This window comes from Microbulbifer maximicatervae (SeqCode) (assembly GCF_052467955.1).
The window spans coordinates 1981112-1996975 of sequence record NZ_CP174329.1 but is presented as its reverse complement, the minus strand read 5'-3'; the positions used below and the strand labels follow the sequence as shown (position 1 = coordinate 1996975).

The window sequence follows — 15864 nt, the reverse complement described above, 5'->3', positions numbered from 1 at the left end:
CCGGTTTCCCGCAGGAGTGGTACCTACCGCTGGTGGACATTACCCGGTTTTCGCGCACTGAACTCGCGGCCCTGGGCCGCTCCTGCTCTGCAATAGAGCTTCCAGGTCACCATGAAGGACATCAATAAATCAGAAAAACTGCACGGCGTCTGCTACGAAATTCGCGGCCCCGTGATGGAGCAGGCCCAGCGCATGGAAGAGGAAGGCCACCGCATCCTCAAGCTGAATATTGGCAACCCTGCCCCCTTCGGTTTTAACGCCCCCGACGAGATTATCCAAGACGTCATTCACAATCTCTCTGAGGCACAGGGCTACGTCGAGTCCAAAGGGCTCTTCGCTGCGCGTAAGGCCATTATGCAAGAGTGCCAGACCCTGGGTATCCCAGGCGTCGAGATTAACGATATTTACCTGGGTAACGGCGTCTCCGAACTGATCTCCATGAGCACCCAGGCCCTTCTCAACAATGGCGACGAAATGCTGTTGCCAATGCCCAACTACCCCCTGTGGATGGCCGCCACCAACCTCACCGGTGCCAAGCCGGTTCTCTATCGCTGCGATGAGGAGTCCGGATGGCTGCCTGATATTGAGGATATCAAAGCAAAAATCACTTCAAAAACCCGCGGCATAGTGGTTATCAATCCCAATAACCCCACTGGCGCCGTTTATCCCCGGGAACTACTGGAGGATATTGTCGAGGTTGCCCGCAGTCACAACCTGGTGATCTTCGCCGATGAGATTTATAGCAAGATTCTCTACGACGATGCGGAATTTACCCCGATGGCCAAACTGGCCCCGGACGTGCTCTGCCTGAGTTTTAACGGCCTGTCCAAGTCCTACCGCCTGGCCGGCTTCCGCTCTGGCTGGATGGTTATCAGCGGCACCAAACACCGGGCCAAGGGCTTTATCCAGGGGATGGAAATACTCGCTTCCATGCGCCTGTGCGGCAATGTACCCGCCATGTTCGCCGTGCAAACTGCGCTCGGTGGCTACCAGAGTATTAACGATTTGGTCCTGCCCGGCGGGCGCCTGCGCCAACAGCGAGATATGGCCCACCGCATGCTCAATGACATTCCCGGTGTGAGCTGTGTCAAACCTAGCGGTGCTATCTACTTGTTTCCCAAGCTGCATCTGGATCATCATAAGATCGAAAATGACGAGCAGCTGGTGCTGGATTTCCTGCGCCAGGAAAAAATACTACTGGCTCAGGGCAGTGCCTTCCATTGGGATGCACCGGACCACTTGCGCATTGTCTTCCTGCCCCGTGCCGACGACTTATCGCATGCGATGGAACGCCTGGGCGACTTTTTGGAGCGATATTCCTGCTGATGCTGGACGATTTACATATTCACGATTTTTACCGGGATGCCGGCAGGGTACTGCTGGCCATGTTTAATCAATTCCCGGTACCGGCAACCGTTTACGTGGAAGATATTTCCGGCCCCGACTCACCGGATGAGTACGGGCTGCACTCCCCCCGCCATTTAGCCTGCCTGGGGTCCATGACCTGGCTAAAGCAGAGTGGCTATATCAGCTTTTCCCAGCTGGTGCGCCAGGAGGCGATGGAGGATGCGGTATTAACCCACAAGGGTTTCCTGCTAATGATTAATGCCGGAGCTGAGTCCGGGCAGAGCAACGCCCAGTTGCTCAACAGCGCTGTGCGCGAGGGATCATCAGGCCAGTTGCAGGCGCTGATGGAGCGCTTGATGCGAGAGTTTGCCGCGCTGTAAGAGGCTCCTTAAGGCGCGGCATTGGCAATCGCCATTACCGGGATTGGCGACGATATTTAACGTGCAGCATTTTTAAGGCAGCATCCGGGTCCCGATCAGGGAAATCCGGGTTCTGCTCCAAGCGCGCTACAACTTCATAACCGCTGTCAGATCCTAGGATTAACTCCCTAAACTGGGCTTCGCTATGCCGGGGCGAGTTGATCACCATCAGCAGATCCGCCTCAGCGGCGAGACAAGCGGGCAGCTGCCTCAGCAACTTTTCATAATTCTGGCTGACATCGAAGCGACCTTTTTGTCGCGTCGGCGGATCGACAATGCCCAGGTCAAAGGGGCCGCGACGGTCGAAGCGCTTGAATTGACGCAGTGCATCGAATTGCAGGAACTGAACCCCTTTGAGGGACAGCCCATTAACTTCGTGATTTTCCCGTCCGCGATTTAAAACACCGCGATTGACATCCACATTTACAATATCGATATCACCTGCCGCTCGCGCGACCGCAGAAAAGGCACAGGTGAAAGCGAAAAGATTGAGCATTTTTGCTGACGCCTGCCCAGCCCTTGCACGTACCTGCTCTTCAAGCCAGGCCCTGCCCGGCTCAATATCCAGGAAGAAACCCACATTTTGTCGATCAAACGTGAGGGGGAATTTAAGGTCTCCACGCTGCGCGACCGGGTCTGTTACCGGCTCTCCAAAGTGCCACTGTAAAGGTGCCCCAGGGAGATAGCGTCGCTGTGCAGCAACTCCTTGATAACCTCGCGCCTCAGCCATTTGCCAGAGCTTTTCACACAGCTCTACTTCACCTTCATATTCTTCAAAAAAAGTCACCAACAAAGCGGGGAAAAAGCTGTCAACGCAGACCTGCTCTAAGCCCTCATAGCTGCGACCCCGGCCGTGAAAAAAACGGCGGCTGTCGCCAACATTTTGCCCTAATTTATTTTCTACCTGCTCCAGCAGTAACTGCCAATCTGCACTCATCGCTTATTGAATATCCCCGTTACTCAGTGGATAAAGAATGGCATCCCGGTAGCCGGTAACCACTCGAATAAAACCACTCCACCGTTTATCAAGCTTGGGGTTACCGCTATCGATTAATAGCGGGCGCCCATGCAATTCTGTAATTTTTGTTTTAGTCGCAACCACGATTAAATTATCGCGCCCAACGCGCCGCAGTACATTGGCTGATAATTGTTGGTTACCCCGGCCAATTAAATGACCCTGGCCACCAATGGCGGTGAGAATGATTTTTACCGGCCCGCTGTGATCGGCAATGGCCTGTTCAATTTGCGGCGCACTGACATCCAACTGCAACAACTGGCCATCCAGTAATAAATCCACCCCCAACAGTGTCCCCTCACAGCCCAACTCGCTGAGGATTGCCAATGTAGTAGAGCCTGGGCCAACGACATACAGGGTTTGCGGGTCCAGGTCTTCGGTAATCTCTGCGGCGATATCCGCAACTGCCAGCTCTTCCACTTCGCGGCCGGCATTTTTTACCGCCTGTAAAAACTGACCTTCCTGGGGCACCAGCAATTCGCCGTAGTAACGCGTGGTTACCCGCCCACTGCGGAATGACTGCTCATCAATATCCCGCACTTCACGCTCAGCGAGGTCCACCAGTTGCCCAGCCATCAGACGGCGCAAAACCTCACCACCCGCTTTAGGGGAAATCGCAAAACAGGCGGAGTGCATTTTCACTCCGGCGGGAATACCGAGTACCGGGAAATTATCCCCCAGGGCATTGACGATATTTCTCGCAGTGCCGTCACCGCCAATAAAAACAATGAGGTCTGCACCATTGTTGCGGATAGTGGCAGCTGCACGCTCTGTATCTTCCGGGGAGGATGGCGAGCACTCGGCCACGCCCACTTCACAGACAGAAAAACCGAGTTTACGCGCTGTACTGGCCCCCATATCGCCGGCAAAGCACAGGATTTCCAGCTCATCCTTATAGGGTTTTAACTCTTCAAGGGCCAGCGCCGCACGCTGATTTGCCTGGGGTTCGATACCTGCGTCCAGCGCGCGTTGTACAGTTTCGGCACCATCGCTCCCCTTGAGACCTGCCGGGCCACCAATGCCAGCCCAGGGGTTAATAATTAAACCAAGCTTTTTTACTTGTTTACTTAACTGCACGCCAACCCCAACACTTCCAGTTGCCGCTTCTCTTCGTCACCCAAAGTCTGGGCTGAAGTTTTGTAGTGACTGAACTCCAGGCGCTCGGGATACTCTTTACGCAGCAAGTCAAAAGCCTTCTCCATCGGCACATCACCTGCTGCCGCCGCGCGCAGGCGGCGATCGTCCGTGCGGGGGTTGTACATCTGCAACAGTAATTCTTCTGCTGAGTCTCCCCTGATCTCTTTAGAGGTAACAGCCGGCTGACATTCCGCAGACATAGGTGCAATACCCAATTCCCTGCACAAGGCCTCGCGAATCATACGGGTGCCGGCCAGCTTCCCATCCAGACTGTAACCGGCAATATGCGGTGTCCCCAGGTCAACATGCTGCAATAATTCAGTATCGATATCCGGTTCGTTCTCCCATACGTCCAGTACGGAAGTAAAACGCTTACCCCGCTGGATTTCCGTCAGCAGTGCCCGGTTGTCTACCACCCCACCCCGGCCGGCGCTAATCAATACGCTGCCATCGCGGAGCTGGCGCAACTGCTCTGCTCCAATCATATGGAAACTGGGGTAGGTGCCGCCCTTAACCAGCGGTGCGTGAAGGCAAACAATATCCTGGCTCAGCACCTTTTCCAGCTCACTCGCATCCGGGTTTTCCGGTAGCCAGGGATCGTAAACTGCGCAGGAAACCCCGAGAGCATGCAAGCGCTGCTGCAAAAGCCCGCCAACATTGCCGCAGCCCACTATGCCGAAGCTGCGCCCATGCCAGTCAATTTCCAGTGCGGCCAGGGTGCAGAAAACATACTCCACCACGGAGTTGGCATTGCAGCCAGGCGCGGCGCTCCAGAAGATCTCATTGCGCTCCAACCACTGGGTATCCAGGTGATCAGTGCCTATGGTGCAGCTGCCAACAAAGCGCACCCGGGTCCCCTCCAGCAGGCTTTGATCAACCTGGGTGACCGAGCGCACCAACAAAATATCCGCATCAATTAATTGTTCTCGGCTCAAGGTGCGGCCGTGGTAGCGCTCCAGCGTTCCCAGATCACCGAAATACGCCTCCAACGCAGGAATATTCTCATCGGCGACAATTTTTAATCCCGCACTCTGTGCAGCGCTATCCGTCATGTAAGTTCTCCATCAACACCCGCTAAGGTGCGTTCAATCTTCTTGCTGAGGCCGCCGATACCAAATTCCTCCGCCAGGGCGCGGGCCAGATAGACATCTACCGGCTGTGGGCGCAAATCTGCCAGCTTTATATCCAGGGGAACCCGCTCCTCAAGACTGGTCAGGCGCTTGGCGAGGTGCAGCTGCTCTTCGTATTCCTCTATCCGGGCCACCAAACCCTTGGCTCCGCGAATGGGCATTGTGGCAAGGGTATCGAGCTGCTCCAGCAACATTTCTATAGTGTCGAATGTCTCTAACAGGCGTGCCGCTGTCTTTGGGCCAACGCCGGGTATCCCGGGAATATCATCGCTAGTGTCTCCCACCAGGGCCAGATAGTCGGGAATCTGCTCCGGGCGCACACCGAACTTTTCCCGTACGCCTTCGCCATCCAGGTGCCGGTCGTTGGCAAAATCCCACAGGGATACAGCGCCCCGAGCCAGCAGCTGCCCCAGATCCTTATCCCGGCTCACGACCACTGGGTTATGCCGGTGCAGCTTCCGGGTTAATGTGGCCAGTATGTCATCGGCCTCGAAGCGCTCACTGGAAAAGCTGGCAATACCCAGTACCTCAGCCATTTCCCGGCACGCCGCCAGCTGGAAAGCCAGGGCTTCATCGGGCAATGCACGACTGCACTTATAGTCCGGGTAAATCTCATTGCGAAAACAGCTTCCCAATGATTCGTCGAAGGCGCAGGCAATATAGCCCGGTTGTCGCGCCAACATATCCAACAGGAAGTTAGTAAAGCCGTAAACGGCTTCAGTGGAGTAGCCACTGCGACTCTCCCAGTTGGGCGGCAGCGCAAAGTAGTAGCGAAAAATATATACCGATGCGTCTATGAGATAACTATTCAAGAGAGATCCGCCAATTGGTAGCTGCCCCGATCAAAAGGATTGGGGCAACCGAATTCCTTCATCAGGGCTTCGGCGAATGCACAGGCCCGAGGGTTGGGCCGGGTATCACAATAGTCCAGAACTTGCTGCCAGATGGCCTTTTTAAACGGGTCGCTGGCGCCCAATCCATTCTCCAGGTTGTCGGCGCTCACGCGGAACTTGAGCCCGCAAGCCCGTGCAAAGATCCATTCGAGGGCCTGTGGCTTGACCTCTACCCGCTCAAACTCAGCCTGCTGGTCGGCACTGCGACCATCCGGCGCATACCAGTAACCATAATCCGGCAACTGCCGCCGGGCCTCTCCGGCGACACACCAGTGCGCGACTTCATGCAAAGCGCTGGCGGCATAGTCCAGGGTAAACTCTACCTGGTGGTAGGGTTGACCTTCCCCCCTGGGCCGGTAATAGGGCTCGCAAAAGCCCCCGCGAAGTCGGGTATTGAGCCCATTTGGGTCTGAAAAACAGTGATCGAAGACTCTGACGATACGATCAGCCATTGGCAGTTTCGTAGGAACAGAAGCCATTTCTGCGGTTGCAACAGGCAAGGCGTTCTCCGGGATACCTCAAAGGCGGGGACTATATCAACGCCTGCGCCCCGATCAAAGCGCAGGCGCTTGCGGGGCGCAAAAGGCGCTGGTTGTATTTCGGCAAATCAACATATACCTTTAGGAACAGGGATGCCGCAGAGGGCGTGTCCTTCTAGCGTCTCCCCGAGGAGGGAATTAAAGCAATCAAACACCCTCCTGCCCCAGTCTTCCTTCAGAGGTAGGGCATTTCGCTGTCGCACCTTCATCTGACGTGGAGACGGTATACAACCGGCCCTGCAAGGAGGTGTTCCATGACAGACCACAGCATCAACAATGTGGTTGACCTCTTCACCGGCGAGCCCATCGAAACTTCTGCGGACAGGCGCTTTATTCGCCTTTCGCCGGAGCTAGACGGCTTGGAAATGCTCTACTCCAACAACTCCAGCGGCACAGATCTATATAGCCTGAAAGTTTTATGCTGGGGTCTCAAAGCAAATGGCGAGGTCGTAGGCCTCGTTCCCTGGTTAAACACCATAGTGGCCTGTCCCGACATCAAGGACCCTCTCGACGGACGCTTTGAGGGCTACTATGACCCCGGCATCGAGGAAATCTTCCATCAGCCCCCCATTCACAAGATCGTCGAGCTGGAGACTGCGGCGGAATACTTTGAATACGAGAGCAATAAAGCTGAGGAAGTACTCCAGGAGATCCCCGACACCATCGGCACCCACGCTGTGTTTATGGATGAACAGCGCGAGAACCTGACACTGATTGAGGTCGTCAGCTGGAGGTTGCACGCCGACGGGGATATTCACGGCATGCTAATAGACCACGATATTGTTGAAACCACTCCGGTTTTACCGGGGGATCACTGCCTGTACCCCGCGCAGGAGAGCGAGGGATTCCGGTACTTTTTCCAACACCATATCGCTAACAAAATTAAATCCGAGGACCCCGAAGCCCTGGCCGCTATCGCAGCCCTGGTGACAGCTCCCTAGGGACTGTTGGGTCTTAATATTCAGGAGTGTGCCAGCCCCCGCCAATGGCATGGGGCTGGAGCAACCGCGACCCGCTATTCCGCTTTTTTAATCCAGTAGACAAATTCGTCATTTTCCTCTGCGTGCTGCACCAGCTCATATCCAAGAAATTGGCAGAACTTGGGCACATCCCGCTGAGTAGAGGGGTCGGTAGCAACCATTTTCAACACTTCACCATCGGCGACATTGCGCACCGCTGAATGCAGCATCATGACGGGTTCCGGGCACAGGAGGCCACGGGCATCTAAGGTGTGATCTGACTTCATAGGTATCATTGTGCGCAATTTTACCGCCGTCGTCATCTCCAGAGGCATGAGGGCCGCGCGGTAATTCCCCTGCGCCCGCACTAAAATCCTCATAGGACTTACGCAATTCGGGCTGACAATGATCTACGTGTTGATAGAACGGGAAATTGCGGCAGAAATGCAGGGCAGCTATGAAGAGGCCGCCCGCAAAATCCTCACTTGCGCTTACCGCACCGTAGGCTTTATCGAGGGGCAGACCTATATCGAGAAGGGCAATCCCTTGCGGCGCTTTACACTCTCCAAATGGCAATCTGAACTCCATTGGCAACACTGGTATACCAGCCAGGAGCGCCGCGCACAGATGAATCTACTCAACCCGCTGATGGTGCGGGAAGAGCGCATTACTGTCCTGGAGATCGCAGCATAAACCGGGCAGCCAACTCTACTGCGGATTGCCAATGCTGAAGCTGGTTAAAACCGCTGGCGCGACGGGGTTTAAAGTCGTGATCGCCATCTTCCAGCCACTCGACCTCAATGGTATTCGCCAATCCGTAACCTTCTACCTCAGCCCGACTGCCTAATGGGTCCCGACCTCCCTGTATCACCAAGGTCTGGCAGCGAATATCCACCAAGTGCTCGGTACGAAGCTTTTCCGGCTTTCCCTGGGGGTGAAACGGATACCCCAGGCATACGGCACCGACAATCGCCTTCTGCCCCCAGTATTCATCCGCCAATAGACTCGCCACGCGCCCGCCCATGGACTTACCACCGATAAACAGGGGCAATTCGGGGCCTAACTGGACGATTTGCTCGCGGAAAGACTCTTGTAGCTGGGGCATGGTATTAGGTGGCCGCTTATTTCCCCCTGTGCGCCGCTGCGCCATATAGGGAAACTCAAAACGGACTACTTCCACACCCTGCTCACACAACCCCTGCGCCAGGAACTGCATAAACTCACTGTCCATCGGCGCCCCGGCGCCATGGGCAAACAGAAAGCGCGCAAGGGGCTCTCGCGGGCTATCGATCAACCACTCAGACATCGGGGGGCAGGTCCTCGGCCAGGACCAGGTTTACGGTTTCTTCACCGGGCTCAAACCAGATCACCACTTGGCTGGATTGCAGCTGGCGACGCAGGCTGGCAACTTTGTCCACCAGTTCCACTTCACGCTCACCGTATTCGGTGCCCTCGCGAGTGGCGTACTCTTCCAGCAAACTTTGCAGGGTATCGGCATCTAGTTGTTCGAAGGGAATAATCATACAGCGACTAATTCAGGTAGGCTGGGAGCAGCCATAGCCACCCCCAGAATATTGTAAAACGATCAGGACTTGGGTTTGCGGAAGCGCAGGGTCATACGATCGCTCTCGCCGATCGCGAGATACTTTTCACGGTCCTCTTCACCCAAGCGCATTACCGGTGGTAAGGTCCATACGCCTTTGGGGTGGTCAGCAGTGTCTTTGGGGTTCGCATTTACCTCGCTGGCCTCTTCGAACTCAAAGCCCGCTTTTTTAGCCAGGTCAATAACATACTCCTGGGTGACATAACCACTTTTCACCATATCTTCCAGGCTGGTACCTGGCTTGGCACGGTGCTCAACGATCCCCAGCACACCACCGGGCTTCAGCGCGGCAAAAAAGCTGGCAAAAGCTTCATCGGCATAATTGCGATACATCCAGTTGTGCACGTTGCGGAAAGTTACAACGGCATCGGCACTGCCTGCCGGAGCAATCTCGCGACCGGTTTGCGGGGCAAACTCAGTCACAATTACTTTCTTGTAAGCCTTATCGTTAGCAGCCAGCTTTGCTTTGAAGTTCTTCAGGGAGCGCTTGAAGTAGTCGGACTCACTATTCTCAGGGAAGTGCGCCGCGTATAGGATCCCTTCCTTGCTCAGGTAGGGCCCGAGAATTTCGGTATACCAACCGCCGCCCGGGGTAATTTCCACTACCGTCATATCCGGCTCGATCCCCATAAACTCCAAGGTCTCCGCTGGGTTGCGGTACTGATCGCGGGCGACATAATCCTTGTTGCGATGATCCCCCTTAATGGCAGCAGAGAAATCTGCAGCCTGGGCTGTGCCCGCCAAAGCCAAGGCACCGGCCAGGGCCACCAGGGATTTCTTAAAATTGCTCGTCATAGTTTTTCCTGTGTTGTTATCGTTGGTCCAACTTCGTTTGCACACTGTCGATCTTATCCTGCATAGATTGCTCGCGGTCAATACGAGTTCCCAATTTCAGACTGGAACTGATTCGGTCGGCGCCCATTTGATGTACCCGCTCGTGGCACTCTTTAACTGCCGCCATCACCTTATCCCAGTCCCCCTCGATATTGGTACCGTATGCGTGCAGGCGATAGGAAAGCCCCGCCTCTTCCAGCACCCGCTCACACTCAGCAACGTATTTACTGACGGAAACACCAACGCCGATAGGGATCACACATAAGTCCGCAATCACGTTCATCAACAGTCCCTCGTTAAAGTACTTGGATATTGGTTTCAAAATAACGCTTTTGAGATTGGCCGATAGAGTTATTCGACGAGATCCTATTACAATGTCAGCTCAACGTCTCTCGTGAAGCAAAGGAACCCTATATGCAACAGCATCTCGTTATCTCCATGATCTCTGATGACAAGCCCGGTGTCGTGGAAAAGCTTTCAGCAGTTATCGCAGATAACGGCGGCAACTGGGAAGACAGCCATATGGCCCACTTCGCTGGGAAGTTTGCCGGAATCCTGCGGGTGGCGGTGCCCGCAGATAAAAGTGAGACACTTAAAGAAGCGTTGTCAGCCCTGGCAAACGCAGGCTACAACCTGGTTATTGAAGATGCCATTGCAGTATCCGCCAAACCCCAGCAAACGCTGACGCTGAAACTGGTTGGCAACGACCGTCCCGGCATAGTCCGCGAGATCTCGCGCGCACTTACCGCTCACCATATCAATATGGAGCATCTGGAAACCACTTACGGCAGCACCCCCTGGAGCGGTGAGCCCCTGTTTAATGCCGAGTGCACTATCAGTGTGGCCGAAGACATAGATCTCGACGGCCTGCGTGACGATCTGGACCAGATTGCCAATGAACTCGGGGTCGAGATCGATTGCGAGGAGATCGCCACCCCCATCTAATTGTGGAATAATCCGCAGCCGTACAGGGCCGGGCACTGCTGTCCGGTCTAGCTAGAAGTCTCTCCAGCGCAAACGCCACCTCATGTTTAAGATTGTTCTATACCAACCTGAAATAGCTCCAAATACCGGCAATATTATTCGACTTTGTGCCAATACTGGGGCAGAGCTGCACCTTATCGAGCCCTTAGGTTTCGATATGGATGACAAACGCCTGCGCCGCGCCGGCCTCGACTACAGCGAGTACAGTCGTGTGGTGCGCCACAAGGACTGGCAGACCTTTATCGATAGCGAGCAACCCGCCAGGGTACTGGCGCTCTCCACCAAGGGGAGCAAAAGCCATACCGCGATCGAATTCCAGGCGGATGACGCCATTGTATTTGGCCCGGAGACCCGGGGGCTACCCGCAGAGTTCCTGCAAGCAGTAGGGGCCGAAAACACATTGCGTATCCCCATGCGTGCCGAGAGCCGCAGTATCAACCTATCCAATGCCGCCGCCATTGTTATCTATGAGGCCTGGCGACAATTGGATTTTAGTGGCGCCGTGTCCCAGCAGTAAGAAGTTCACCTGTTATGCAAAGTTCCCAAGCCCCAATCGGACTCTTTTACGGTTCCAGCACTTGCTATACCGAAATGGCTGCGGAGAAGATCCGCCAGTGTATCGGTCCTCAATGGATTGATATCCACAATATCGCAGAGGCGGATATTGGCCTCGCCGAAGACTACGACTTCCTTTTGTTCGGCATTCCCACCTGGGACTACGGCGAACTGCAAGAGGACTGGGAAAATATCTGGGACGACTTGGCCGCGCTGGACCTGCACGAGAAAAAGGTCGCGCTGTTTGGTCTGGGTGATCAGGAAGGCTACCCCCAGTGGTTCCAGGACGCCTTGGGCTATTTGCATTCACAGCTCCTCGCCTGCGGTGCCCGTGCAGTGGGCTATTGGTCCGCAGAAGGTTACGAGTTTGAAGAGTCCAAGGGGCTAACCGCCGATGGCAGCCAGTTTGTCGGACTGGCCCTGGATGAGGAGAACGAATTCGATCTGAGCGAGGAGCGTATCCAGCGCTGGTGCGACCAGGTAATGCGCGAGTTTGGCTTGCAGGATGGGGGCTGACGGAAGTCTTATTGTGAGCGAACCGGACAAGAAGTACGCAGAAATTGAATGGCGTGAAGACGGCCAACCGCTGTCTCGCGCCTACGACGATATCTATTTTTCCAGCGCCTCCGGCCTGGAGGAAACCCGCTACGTTTTCCTGCAGCAAAATGCCCTGGCTGAACGCTGGCAACAGCTCGCAGAGAACGGCACCTTTACCATTGCCGAGACAGGCTTCGGCACCGGCCTGAACTTTCTCGCCGCCGCAGAGCTTTGGCAGAAAACGGCCCCGGAAAGTGCTCGCTTGCACTTTATTTCGGTCGAGAAGTTCCCACTGCGTCCCAACGACCTGCGCAGGGCACTGGATCTCTGGCCACAACTGGCCCCGTTCGCTCAGCCTTTGATTGATAGCTACCCTCCCCTGCTGGCCGCCGGCATTCACCGGCTGCACTTTGGCCCAGTCAGCCTGACCCTAATTATCGGGGAGGCAAGTGAGGCCCTGAACAGCTTGCGCCTGCAAAGGGACAGCGATCACCAGGTAGACGCTTGGTTCCTGGATGGTTTTGCCCCAGCCAAGAACCCGGATATGTGGACATCAGAGCTGTTTAACAACATGGCCGCTCTGAGCAGTCCCAGCGCCACTTTCGCCACCTTTACCTGCGCCGGGCTGGTTAAGCGCGGACTCCGCGATGCCGGTTTTTCCCTGCGCAAGGTTCCCGGCTTCGGGCGCAAAAGAGAAATGCTGTGTGGCACACTGGAGAGCCCACAAGTGAGCGAAACCAGAGAAACTCCGTGGCACCTGCCTCACCAGGAAAGCAAGCGTCCTAAAACCGTCGCTATTGTCGGCGCGGGAATAGCCAGTGCCACTATTGCCCGGGCACTGGCAGAGCGCGGCATCGATGTTCAGATATTTGAGCAGGGTGAGGAACCCGGCTCTGGTGGCTCTGGGAATGACCAGGGAATTCTATACGCCAAGTTATCTCCCAAGCCCGGCCCCAACGGAGACTTCAATCTCCACGCTTTGATGTTTGCCCAGCGCTACTATCGCAGCCGCTGCTCTAAAGTGAGCCACTTCAGCGGTCTGCTTCAATTGGCGCAAACTGAGCGGGAACAGCAATTACAGAGTCAGGTTGCCGCCACACTGGCGGAGAGCGATGGGCAGCTATTGGCTGAACCTGTCGATGCTCGAGCGGCCAGCTCCCTGGCAGGTGTGGACCTACCCGTGGGTGGACTGCACTTTCCTCACGCCGGGTGGATTGAACCCCGCAAAGTCTGCGCCACTTTATTGCAGCATCCAAACATCACCCTGCACAACAACAGCTTGGTAAAAGAATTAGAGCGAGAAGAGAGCGGTTGGTCAGTAAAAACAGACCGCAGTGACTTTCAATTTGATGCGGTAGTTCTGTGCGGTGCCAATGATATTCGCCAATTTGCCCCAGCGGCGGCCCTCCCCCTGAAGCCAATTCGCGGGCAGGTGTCCAGAGCAGCAGCCACTGAAAATTCTTCGCAGTTACAAATGGCTCTGTGCGGTGAGGGTTATATCACTCCTGCCTATCAAGGGCGTCAGAGCTTTGGTGCCACCTTTAAGCTTAAGGAGACCGCTACTGACTTACGGGTTAGCGAGCACAGCGAGAATCTACAAACCCTGGCGGAGCTACTGCCGCAAATAGCCGATGAGTTCTCACAACAGTCTCTCACTGGCCGAGCGGCTTTGCGCGCAGCGACCCCCGACTACCTACCCTTAGCCGGCCCCTTACCCAACTGGGACTCTATCAGCGATACCTATATCGCACTGCGCAAGAATCGCAAGCAGTACGTTCCCGAGCGAGCTGACTACCAGCAAGGCCTCTATGTAATGGGAGGCTTGGGTTCCCGTGGCTTTACCTACGCACCACTAACAGCCGAGGTACTGACTGCCTGGATGCTCAATGAGCCCCTTCCGGTCAGCGCAACCCTGGCCAAAGCACTGCACCCGGCTCGCTTTGCCATTCGCGATCTGGGTAGGAACCGGGATATCAAGTAGAGGAGATTCCAGTCTCCTTCTTCTCTGAAGACAGCAAGTTGGCACTGCCGGAACCACAGGCGACGATCGTCTTCATCGCCGCCTCAACACTCACGCCGGGCAGTATTTCTACGCACTCTGCCGGCACATGAAACACAAACCCGGAGGTGGGTACCGGCGCTGTGGGCACATAGACGGTCATATCTCCATTGGGGTGTTGAGAAGTGACAATTGCGGTGACAGTGAGCGGATTATCAATGCCGTGAATGCGGACCTTGGCTACCGGCCCCGCCAACACACCTTCACCACCGCCACCAATAAACTGGATCACCACATCTTTGATGGTGCTGTAACCCGGCGCCAGGCGTCCCAACCAGTGATCCACATGGCGGTGCAACCAGCTGCCAACACTGGTTTTCACCAACAAACCAATCGCGAAACAACCACCAAGGATCAGGGCTATCACCACGAGCCTGGCAAGGGTATTCTTAAATTCTGTATGCGCCTCAAGCCACACCACAGCGGGAGCTACAAGATCACTAACTTGACCGAACAGCCACTGAAATAGCAGGACAAAGATAGCTATAGGCAGCACCACTGCGAGTCCACCCAGCAGCGTCAAAGTGATAAAAGTTTTAATTCTGGTCATAGGCTATTGATGAACCGACTTCTCGTGAACAGCTGGATACTGTTATTGCTTTACGCCCTGTGGCCGCAAAGTGCAGCTGCAGAGACACAACTCCAAACAATCCCTTTTTCCATCCTGGAAGAGCGCCAGCGTGGAGGGGACCATTTCACCCAGGGGCTTTTCTTTGATGGTCAACGCTGGTGGGAGAGCAGTGGTCGCTACCGCCGCTCCTGGCTCGCCGAGTATACCGACCCTGGGGCCAATCCAGTAAGACGCAAATGGCTTGCTAGGAATCTTTTCGCCGAAGGGCTCACAGTTCTCAACGATAAACTTTACCTGCTGACCTACAAGGCGGGAGAGGTCCATGTCTACCACGCAGACAAGCTCCAACATTTGAAGGTCATGTACTATCGAGGCGAAGGCTGGGGCCTCACCAGTAATGGCCAGCAGCTGATTATGAGTAATGGCAGTGGCGAACTGGTTTTCCGTGATCCCGATACTTTTGAGGTAGTGCGACACCTCAAAGTTCAAGGCGGAGGTAAAAATTGGTCCAGACTCAATGAATTGGAATTTGCCCAGGGCCTGATTTGGGCAAATATATGGCAAGAAAAACAGATTATTGCCATCGATCCAGAGAGTGGCCAGGTGCGCGGCATTATCGATCTCAGCGCTCTCAATCCGGCCGGCAGAAATCATCCTGACACCGTGGCCAATGGGATCGCCTGGGACAAAGCCAAAAATGGGCTCTGGGTAACTGGAAAGTACTGGAAACAGCTCTATTTGATTCGCCCTGCTGGACTGGGCTTTGAGCGTACCAGTAGAGTTTCTAACGCTGATCCGTAACGGTCAGCACCCCCCCATCCCGGAGATAGTCCATCGCAGACAACTGCAACTGCAAGCGATAGCCGTGCCCCCGGCTCTGTAGGCTGACGCCTTCCAAACTCGCCTCGCCGTCATACAGCGTGGTGAATTTCCCTTCTTCATTTTCCCACTGAATATTTTCAACTTTTTGCATGCCGGGTAACTCAAGAGTGACCACTGTGAACTCTTCCGGCAAAGGCTGTAGCTCGACCTGGGCAACACCCGATGCGGTCGCCAGGGAAAATGCCAGTTGGTTTTCCGGTGCTGTTTGCCACCCCAGGTGAGTGTCAGCAACAACAGATTGAACCAGATTATGTGGGGAGGTGGAGGCGCACCCCAGAAGTCCGGCAGGAACCGTCAACGACAACACAGTTGACAAAATCAATGTGCGCATAGCCCTATCCTTAGCTTGCCGCTGTGATGGCGTAGGATTATAACCCGCGAAATATGTCACAGGCGTAAA

Annotated in this window: 21 protein-coding genes; 9 read left to right on the top strand and 12 right to left on the bottom strand. The window is 55.1% G+C overall.

What is annotated here, in order from left to right:
- Window positions 1-111 precede the first annotated feature (111 nt).
- Together ACJJI5_RS08515 and ACJJI5_RS08510 are read left to right on the top strand one after the other, a co-directional pair.
- Window positions 112-1326: a pyridoxal phosphate-dependent aminotransferase gene (locus tag ACJJI5_RS08515; protein ID WP_108732567.1), complete on the top strand. Its 1215-nt coding sequence runs from the start codon at window positions 112-114 to the stop codon at window positions 1324-1326.
- Window positions 1326-1727, top strand: coding sequence for a hypothetical protein (locus ACJJI5_RS08510; RefSeq protein WP_444896621.1), 402 nt, complete (start codon window positions 1326-1328; stop codon window positions 1725-1727). The genes ACJJI5_RS08515 and ACJJI5_RS08510 overlap by 1 nt, the downstream gene beginning before the upstream one ends.
- Window positions 1728-1761: 34 nt before the next feature.
- Here ACJJI5_RS08510 and ACJJI5_RS08505 read toward each other — a convergent pair whose 3' ends face one another.
- Genes ACJJI5_RS08505 through ACJJI5_RS08485 form a run of 5 tightly spaced genes read right to left on the bottom strand, consistent with a single transcriptional unit; the run spans window position 1762 to window position 6441 of the window.
- Window positions 1762-2703: a class I SAM-dependent methyltransferase gene (locus tag ACJJI5_RS08505; RefSeq protein WP_445356016.1), complete on the bottom strand. Its 942-nt coding sequence runs from the start codon at window positions 2701-2703 to the stop codon at window positions 1762-1764.
- A gap of 3 nt (window positions 2704-2706) precedes the next feature.
- On the bottom strand, window positions 2707-3858 hold the full coding sequence (locus ACJJI5_RS08500; RefSeq protein WP_444894415.1) for an ATP-NAD kinase family protein: 1152 nt from the start codon (window positions 3856-3858) through the stop codon (window positions 2707-2709).
- A complete protein-coding gene (locus ACJJI5_RS08495) occupies window positions 3849-4970 on the bottom strand; it encodes a 4-phosphoerythronate dehydrogenase (RefSeq protein WP_444896618.1) in 1122 nt (373 codons plus the stop codon). The genes ACJJI5_RS08500 and ACJJI5_RS08495 overlap by 10 nt, the downstream gene beginning before the upstream one ends.
- The gene (locus ACJJI5_RS08490) at window positions 4967-5860 is read right to left on the bottom strand and encodes a 5'-3' exonuclease (RefSeq protein ID WP_444894417.1); all 894 of its coding nucleotides are present in this window, start codon (window positions 5858-5860) and stop codon (window positions 4967-4969) included. Before ACJJI5_RS08490 ends, ACJJI5_RS08495 begins: the two co-directional genes overlap by 4 nt.
- Window positions 5857-6441, bottom strand: a complete 585-nt coding sequence (locus tag ACJJI5_RS08485; RefSeq protein ID WP_445356015.1) for an elongation factor P hydroxylase — start codon at window positions 6439-6441, stop codon at window positions 5857-5859. Before ACJJI5_RS08485 ends, ACJJI5_RS08490 begins: the two co-directional genes overlap by 4 nt.
- Window positions 6442-6734: 293 nt before the next feature.
- Here ACJJI5_RS08485 and ACJJI5_RS08480 point away from each other — a divergent pair, with 293 nt between their 5' ends.
- Window positions 6735-7421, top strand: a complete 687-nt coding sequence (locus tag ACJJI5_RS08480; protein ID WP_444905848.1) for a hypothetical protein — start codon at window positions 6735-6737, stop codon at window positions 7419-7421.
- Between the two features lie 74 nt (window positions 7422-7495).
- Here the strand turns inward: ACJJI5_RS08480 and tusA are convergent, their stop codons facing one another.
- Window positions 7496-7726, bottom strand: a complete 231-nt coding sequence (gene tusA / locus ACJJI5_RS08475) for a sulfurtransferase TusA (RefSeq protein ID WP_282933554.1) — start codon at window positions 7724-7726, stop codon at window positions 7496-7498.
- Window positions 7727-7844: 118 nt separating this feature from the next.
- On the opposite strand from tusA, the gene ACJJI5_RS08470 reads away from it, so the two are divergent.
- Window positions 7845-8132, top strand: a complete 288-nt coding sequence (locus ACJJI5_RS08470) for an antibiotic biosynthesis monooxygenase family protein (protein WP_413665059.1) — start codon at window positions 7845-7847, stop codon at window positions 8130-8132.
- Here ACJJI5_RS08470 and ACJJI5_RS08465 read toward each other — a convergent pair.
- The 4 genes from ACJJI5_RS08465 to ACJJI5_RS08450 all read right to left on the bottom strand — a co-directional run bounded on the left by ACJJI5_RS08465 (window position 8107) and on the right by ACJJI5_RS08450 (window position 10198).
- On the bottom strand, window positions 8107-8745 hold the full coding sequence (locus tag ACJJI5_RS08465; protein ID WP_445356014.1) for an alpha/beta family hydrolase: 639 nt from the start codon (window positions 8743-8745) through the stop codon (window positions 8107-8109). The two genes, ACJJI5_RS08470 and ACJJI5_RS08465, sit on opposite strands and share 26 nt — an antisense overlap.
- Window positions 8738-8962, bottom strand: coding sequence for a YheU family protein (locus ACJJI5_RS08460; protein WP_445356013.1), 225 nt, complete (start codon window positions 8960-8962; stop codon window positions 8738-8740). Before ACJJI5_RS08460 ends, ACJJI5_RS08465 begins: the two co-directional genes overlap by 8 nt.
- A gap of 62 nt (window positions 8963-9024) precedes the next feature.
- A complete protein-coding gene (locus tag ACJJI5_RS08455) occupies window positions 9025-9837 on the bottom strand; it encodes a class I SAM-dependent methyltransferase (protein WP_445356012.1) in 813 nt (270 codons plus the stop codon).
- A 16-nt stretch (window positions 9838-9853) separates the two neighbouring features.
- Window positions 9854-10198, bottom strand: a complete 345-nt coding sequence (locus ACJJI5_RS08450) for an MTH1187 family thiamine-binding protein (protein WP_444916616.1) — start codon at window positions 10196-10198, stop codon at window positions 9854-9856.
- A 92-nt stretch (window positions 10199-10290) separates the two neighbouring features.
- On the opposite strand from ACJJI5_RS08450, the gene ACJJI5_RS08445 reads away from it, so the two are divergent.
- The 4 genes from ACJJI5_RS08445 to mnmC all read left to right on the top strand — a co-directional run bounded on the left by ACJJI5_RS08445 (window position 10291) and on the right by mnmC (window position 13933).
- Window positions 10291-10821, top strand: a complete 531-nt coding sequence (locus ACJJI5_RS08445) for a glycine cleavage system transcriptional repressor (protein WP_282933559.1) — start codon at window positions 10291-10293, stop codon at window positions 10819-10821.
- Between the two features lie 82 nt (window positions 10822-10903).
- Complete coding sequence (gene trmL / locus ACJJI5_RS08440; protein ID WP_108732553.1) at window positions 10904-11377, top strand: tRNA (uridine(34)/cytosine(34)/5-carboxymethylaminomethyluridine(34)-2'-O)-methyltransferase TrmL; 474 nt, start codon at window positions 10904-10906, stop codon at window positions 11375-11377.
- Between the two features lie 14 nt (window positions 11378-11391).
- Window positions 11392-11931: a flavodoxin FldB gene (gene fldB / locus ACJJI5_RS08435; protein WP_108732552.1), complete on the top strand. Its 540-nt coding sequence runs from the start codon at window positions 11392-11394 to the stop codon at window positions 11929-11931.
- Window positions 11932-11944: 13 nt separating this feature from the next.
- Entirely contained in the window at window positions 11945-13933 is a 1989-nt protein-coding gene (mnmC, locus tag ACJJI5_RS08430; RefSeq protein ID WP_445356011.1) for a bifunctional tRNA (5-methylaminomethyl-2-thiouridine)(34)-methyltransferase MnmC2/FAD-dependent 5-carboxymethylaminomethyl-2-thiouridine(34) oxidoreductase MnmC1, read from the top strand.
- On the opposite strand, the gene ACJJI5_RS08425 is transcribed toward mnmC, so the two are convergent.
- Window positions 13926-14561: a DUF502 domain-containing protein gene (locus tag ACJJI5_RS08425; RefSeq protein ID WP_445356010.1), complete on the bottom strand. Its 636-nt coding sequence runs from the start codon at window positions 14559-14561 to the stop codon at window positions 13926-13928. The genes mnmC and ACJJI5_RS08425 overlap by 8 nt on opposite strands.
- Before the next feature lie 9 nt (window positions 14562-14570).
- Between ACJJI5_RS08425 and ACJJI5_RS08420 the strand changes: the two genes are divergently transcribed.
- The gene (locus tag ACJJI5_RS08420) at window positions 14571-15383 is read left to right on the top strand and encodes a glutaminyl-peptide cyclotransferase (RefSeq protein WP_445356009.1); all 813 of its coding nucleotides are present in this window, start codon (window positions 14571-14573) and stop codon (window positions 15381-15383) included.
- Here the strand turns inward: ACJJI5_RS08420 and ACJJI5_RS08415 are convergent.
- Window positions 15367-15795: a hypothetical protein gene (locus ACJJI5_RS08415; protein ID WP_157953964.1), complete on the bottom strand. Its 429-nt coding sequence runs from the start codon at window positions 15793-15795 to the stop codon at window positions 15367-15369. The two genes, ACJJI5_RS08420 and ACJJI5_RS08415, sit on opposite strands and share 17 nt — an antisense overlap.
- Between the last annotated feature and the right edge of the window lie 69 nt (window positions 15796-15864).

Excerpts from the sequence above, each read along its gene's own strand:
- ACJJI5_RS08415 (WP_157953964.1), bottom strand. The coding sequence starts at position 15,795 with ATGCGCACATTGATTTTGTCAACTGTGTTGTCGTTGACGGTTCCTGCC.
- ACJJI5_RS08510 (WP_444896621.1), top strand. The coding sequence starts at position 1,326 with ATGCTGGACGATTTACATATTCACGATTTTTACCGGGATGCCGGCAGG.
- ACJJI5_RS08455 (WP_445356012.1), bottom strand. The coding sequence starts at position 9,837 with ATGACGAGCAATTTTAAGAAATCCCTGGTGGCCCTGGCCGGTGCCTTG.
- ACJJI5_RS08470 (WP_413665059.1), top strand. The coding sequence starts at position 7,845 with ATGATCTACGTGTTGATAGAACGGGAAATTGCGGCAGAAATGCAGGGC.
- ACJJI5_RS08495 (WP_444896618.1), bottom strand. The coding sequence starts at position 4,970 with ATGACGGATAGCGCTGCACAGAGTGCGGGATTAAAAATTGTCGCCGAT.
- ACJJI5_RS08460 (WP_445356013.1), bottom strand. The coding sequence starts at position 8,962 with ATGATTATTCCCTTCGAACAACTAGATGCCGATACCCTGCAAAGTTTG.
- ACJJI5_RS08465 (WP_445356014.1), bottom strand. The coding sequence starts at position 8,745 with ATGTCTGAGTGGTTGATCGATAGCCCGCGAGAGCCCCTTGCGCGCTTT.
- tusA (WP_282933554.1), bottom strand. The coding sequence starts at position 7,726 with ATGAAGTCAGATCACACCTTAGATGCCCGTGGCCTCCTGTGCCCGGAA.
- ACJJI5_RS08515 (WP_108732567.1), top strand. The coding sequence starts at position 112 with ATGAAGGACATCAATAAATCAGAAAAACTGCACGGCGTCTGCTACGAA.
- ACJJI5_RS08505 (WP_445356016.1), bottom strand. The coding sequence starts at position 2,703 with ATGAGTGCAGATTGGCAGTTACTGCTGGAGCAGGTAGAAAATAAATTA.
- ACJJI5_RS08420 (WP_445356009.1), top strand. The coding sequence starts at position 14,571 with ATGAACCGACTTCTCGTGAACAGCTGGATACTGTTATTGCTTTACGCC.
- ACJJI5_RS08425 (WP_445356010.1), bottom strand. The coding sequence starts at position 14,561 with ATGACCAGAATTAAAACTTTTATCACTTTGACGCTGCTGGGTGGACTC.
- fldB (WP_108732552.1), top strand. The coding sequence starts at position 11,392 with ATGCAAAGTTCCCAAGCCCCAATCGGACTCTTTTACGGTTCCAGCACT.
- ACJJI5_RS08480 (WP_444905848.1), top strand. The coding sequence starts at position 6,735 with ATGACAGACCACAGCATCAACAATGTGGTTGACCTCTTCACCGGCGAG.
- ACJJI5_RS08445 (WP_282933559.1), top strand. The coding sequence starts at position 10,291 with ATGCAACAGCATCTCGTTATCTCCATGATCTCTGATGACAAGCCCGGT.
- trmL (WP_108732553.1), top strand. The coding sequence starts at position 10,904 with ATGTTTAAGATTGTTCTATACCAACCTGAAATAGCTCCAAATACCGGC.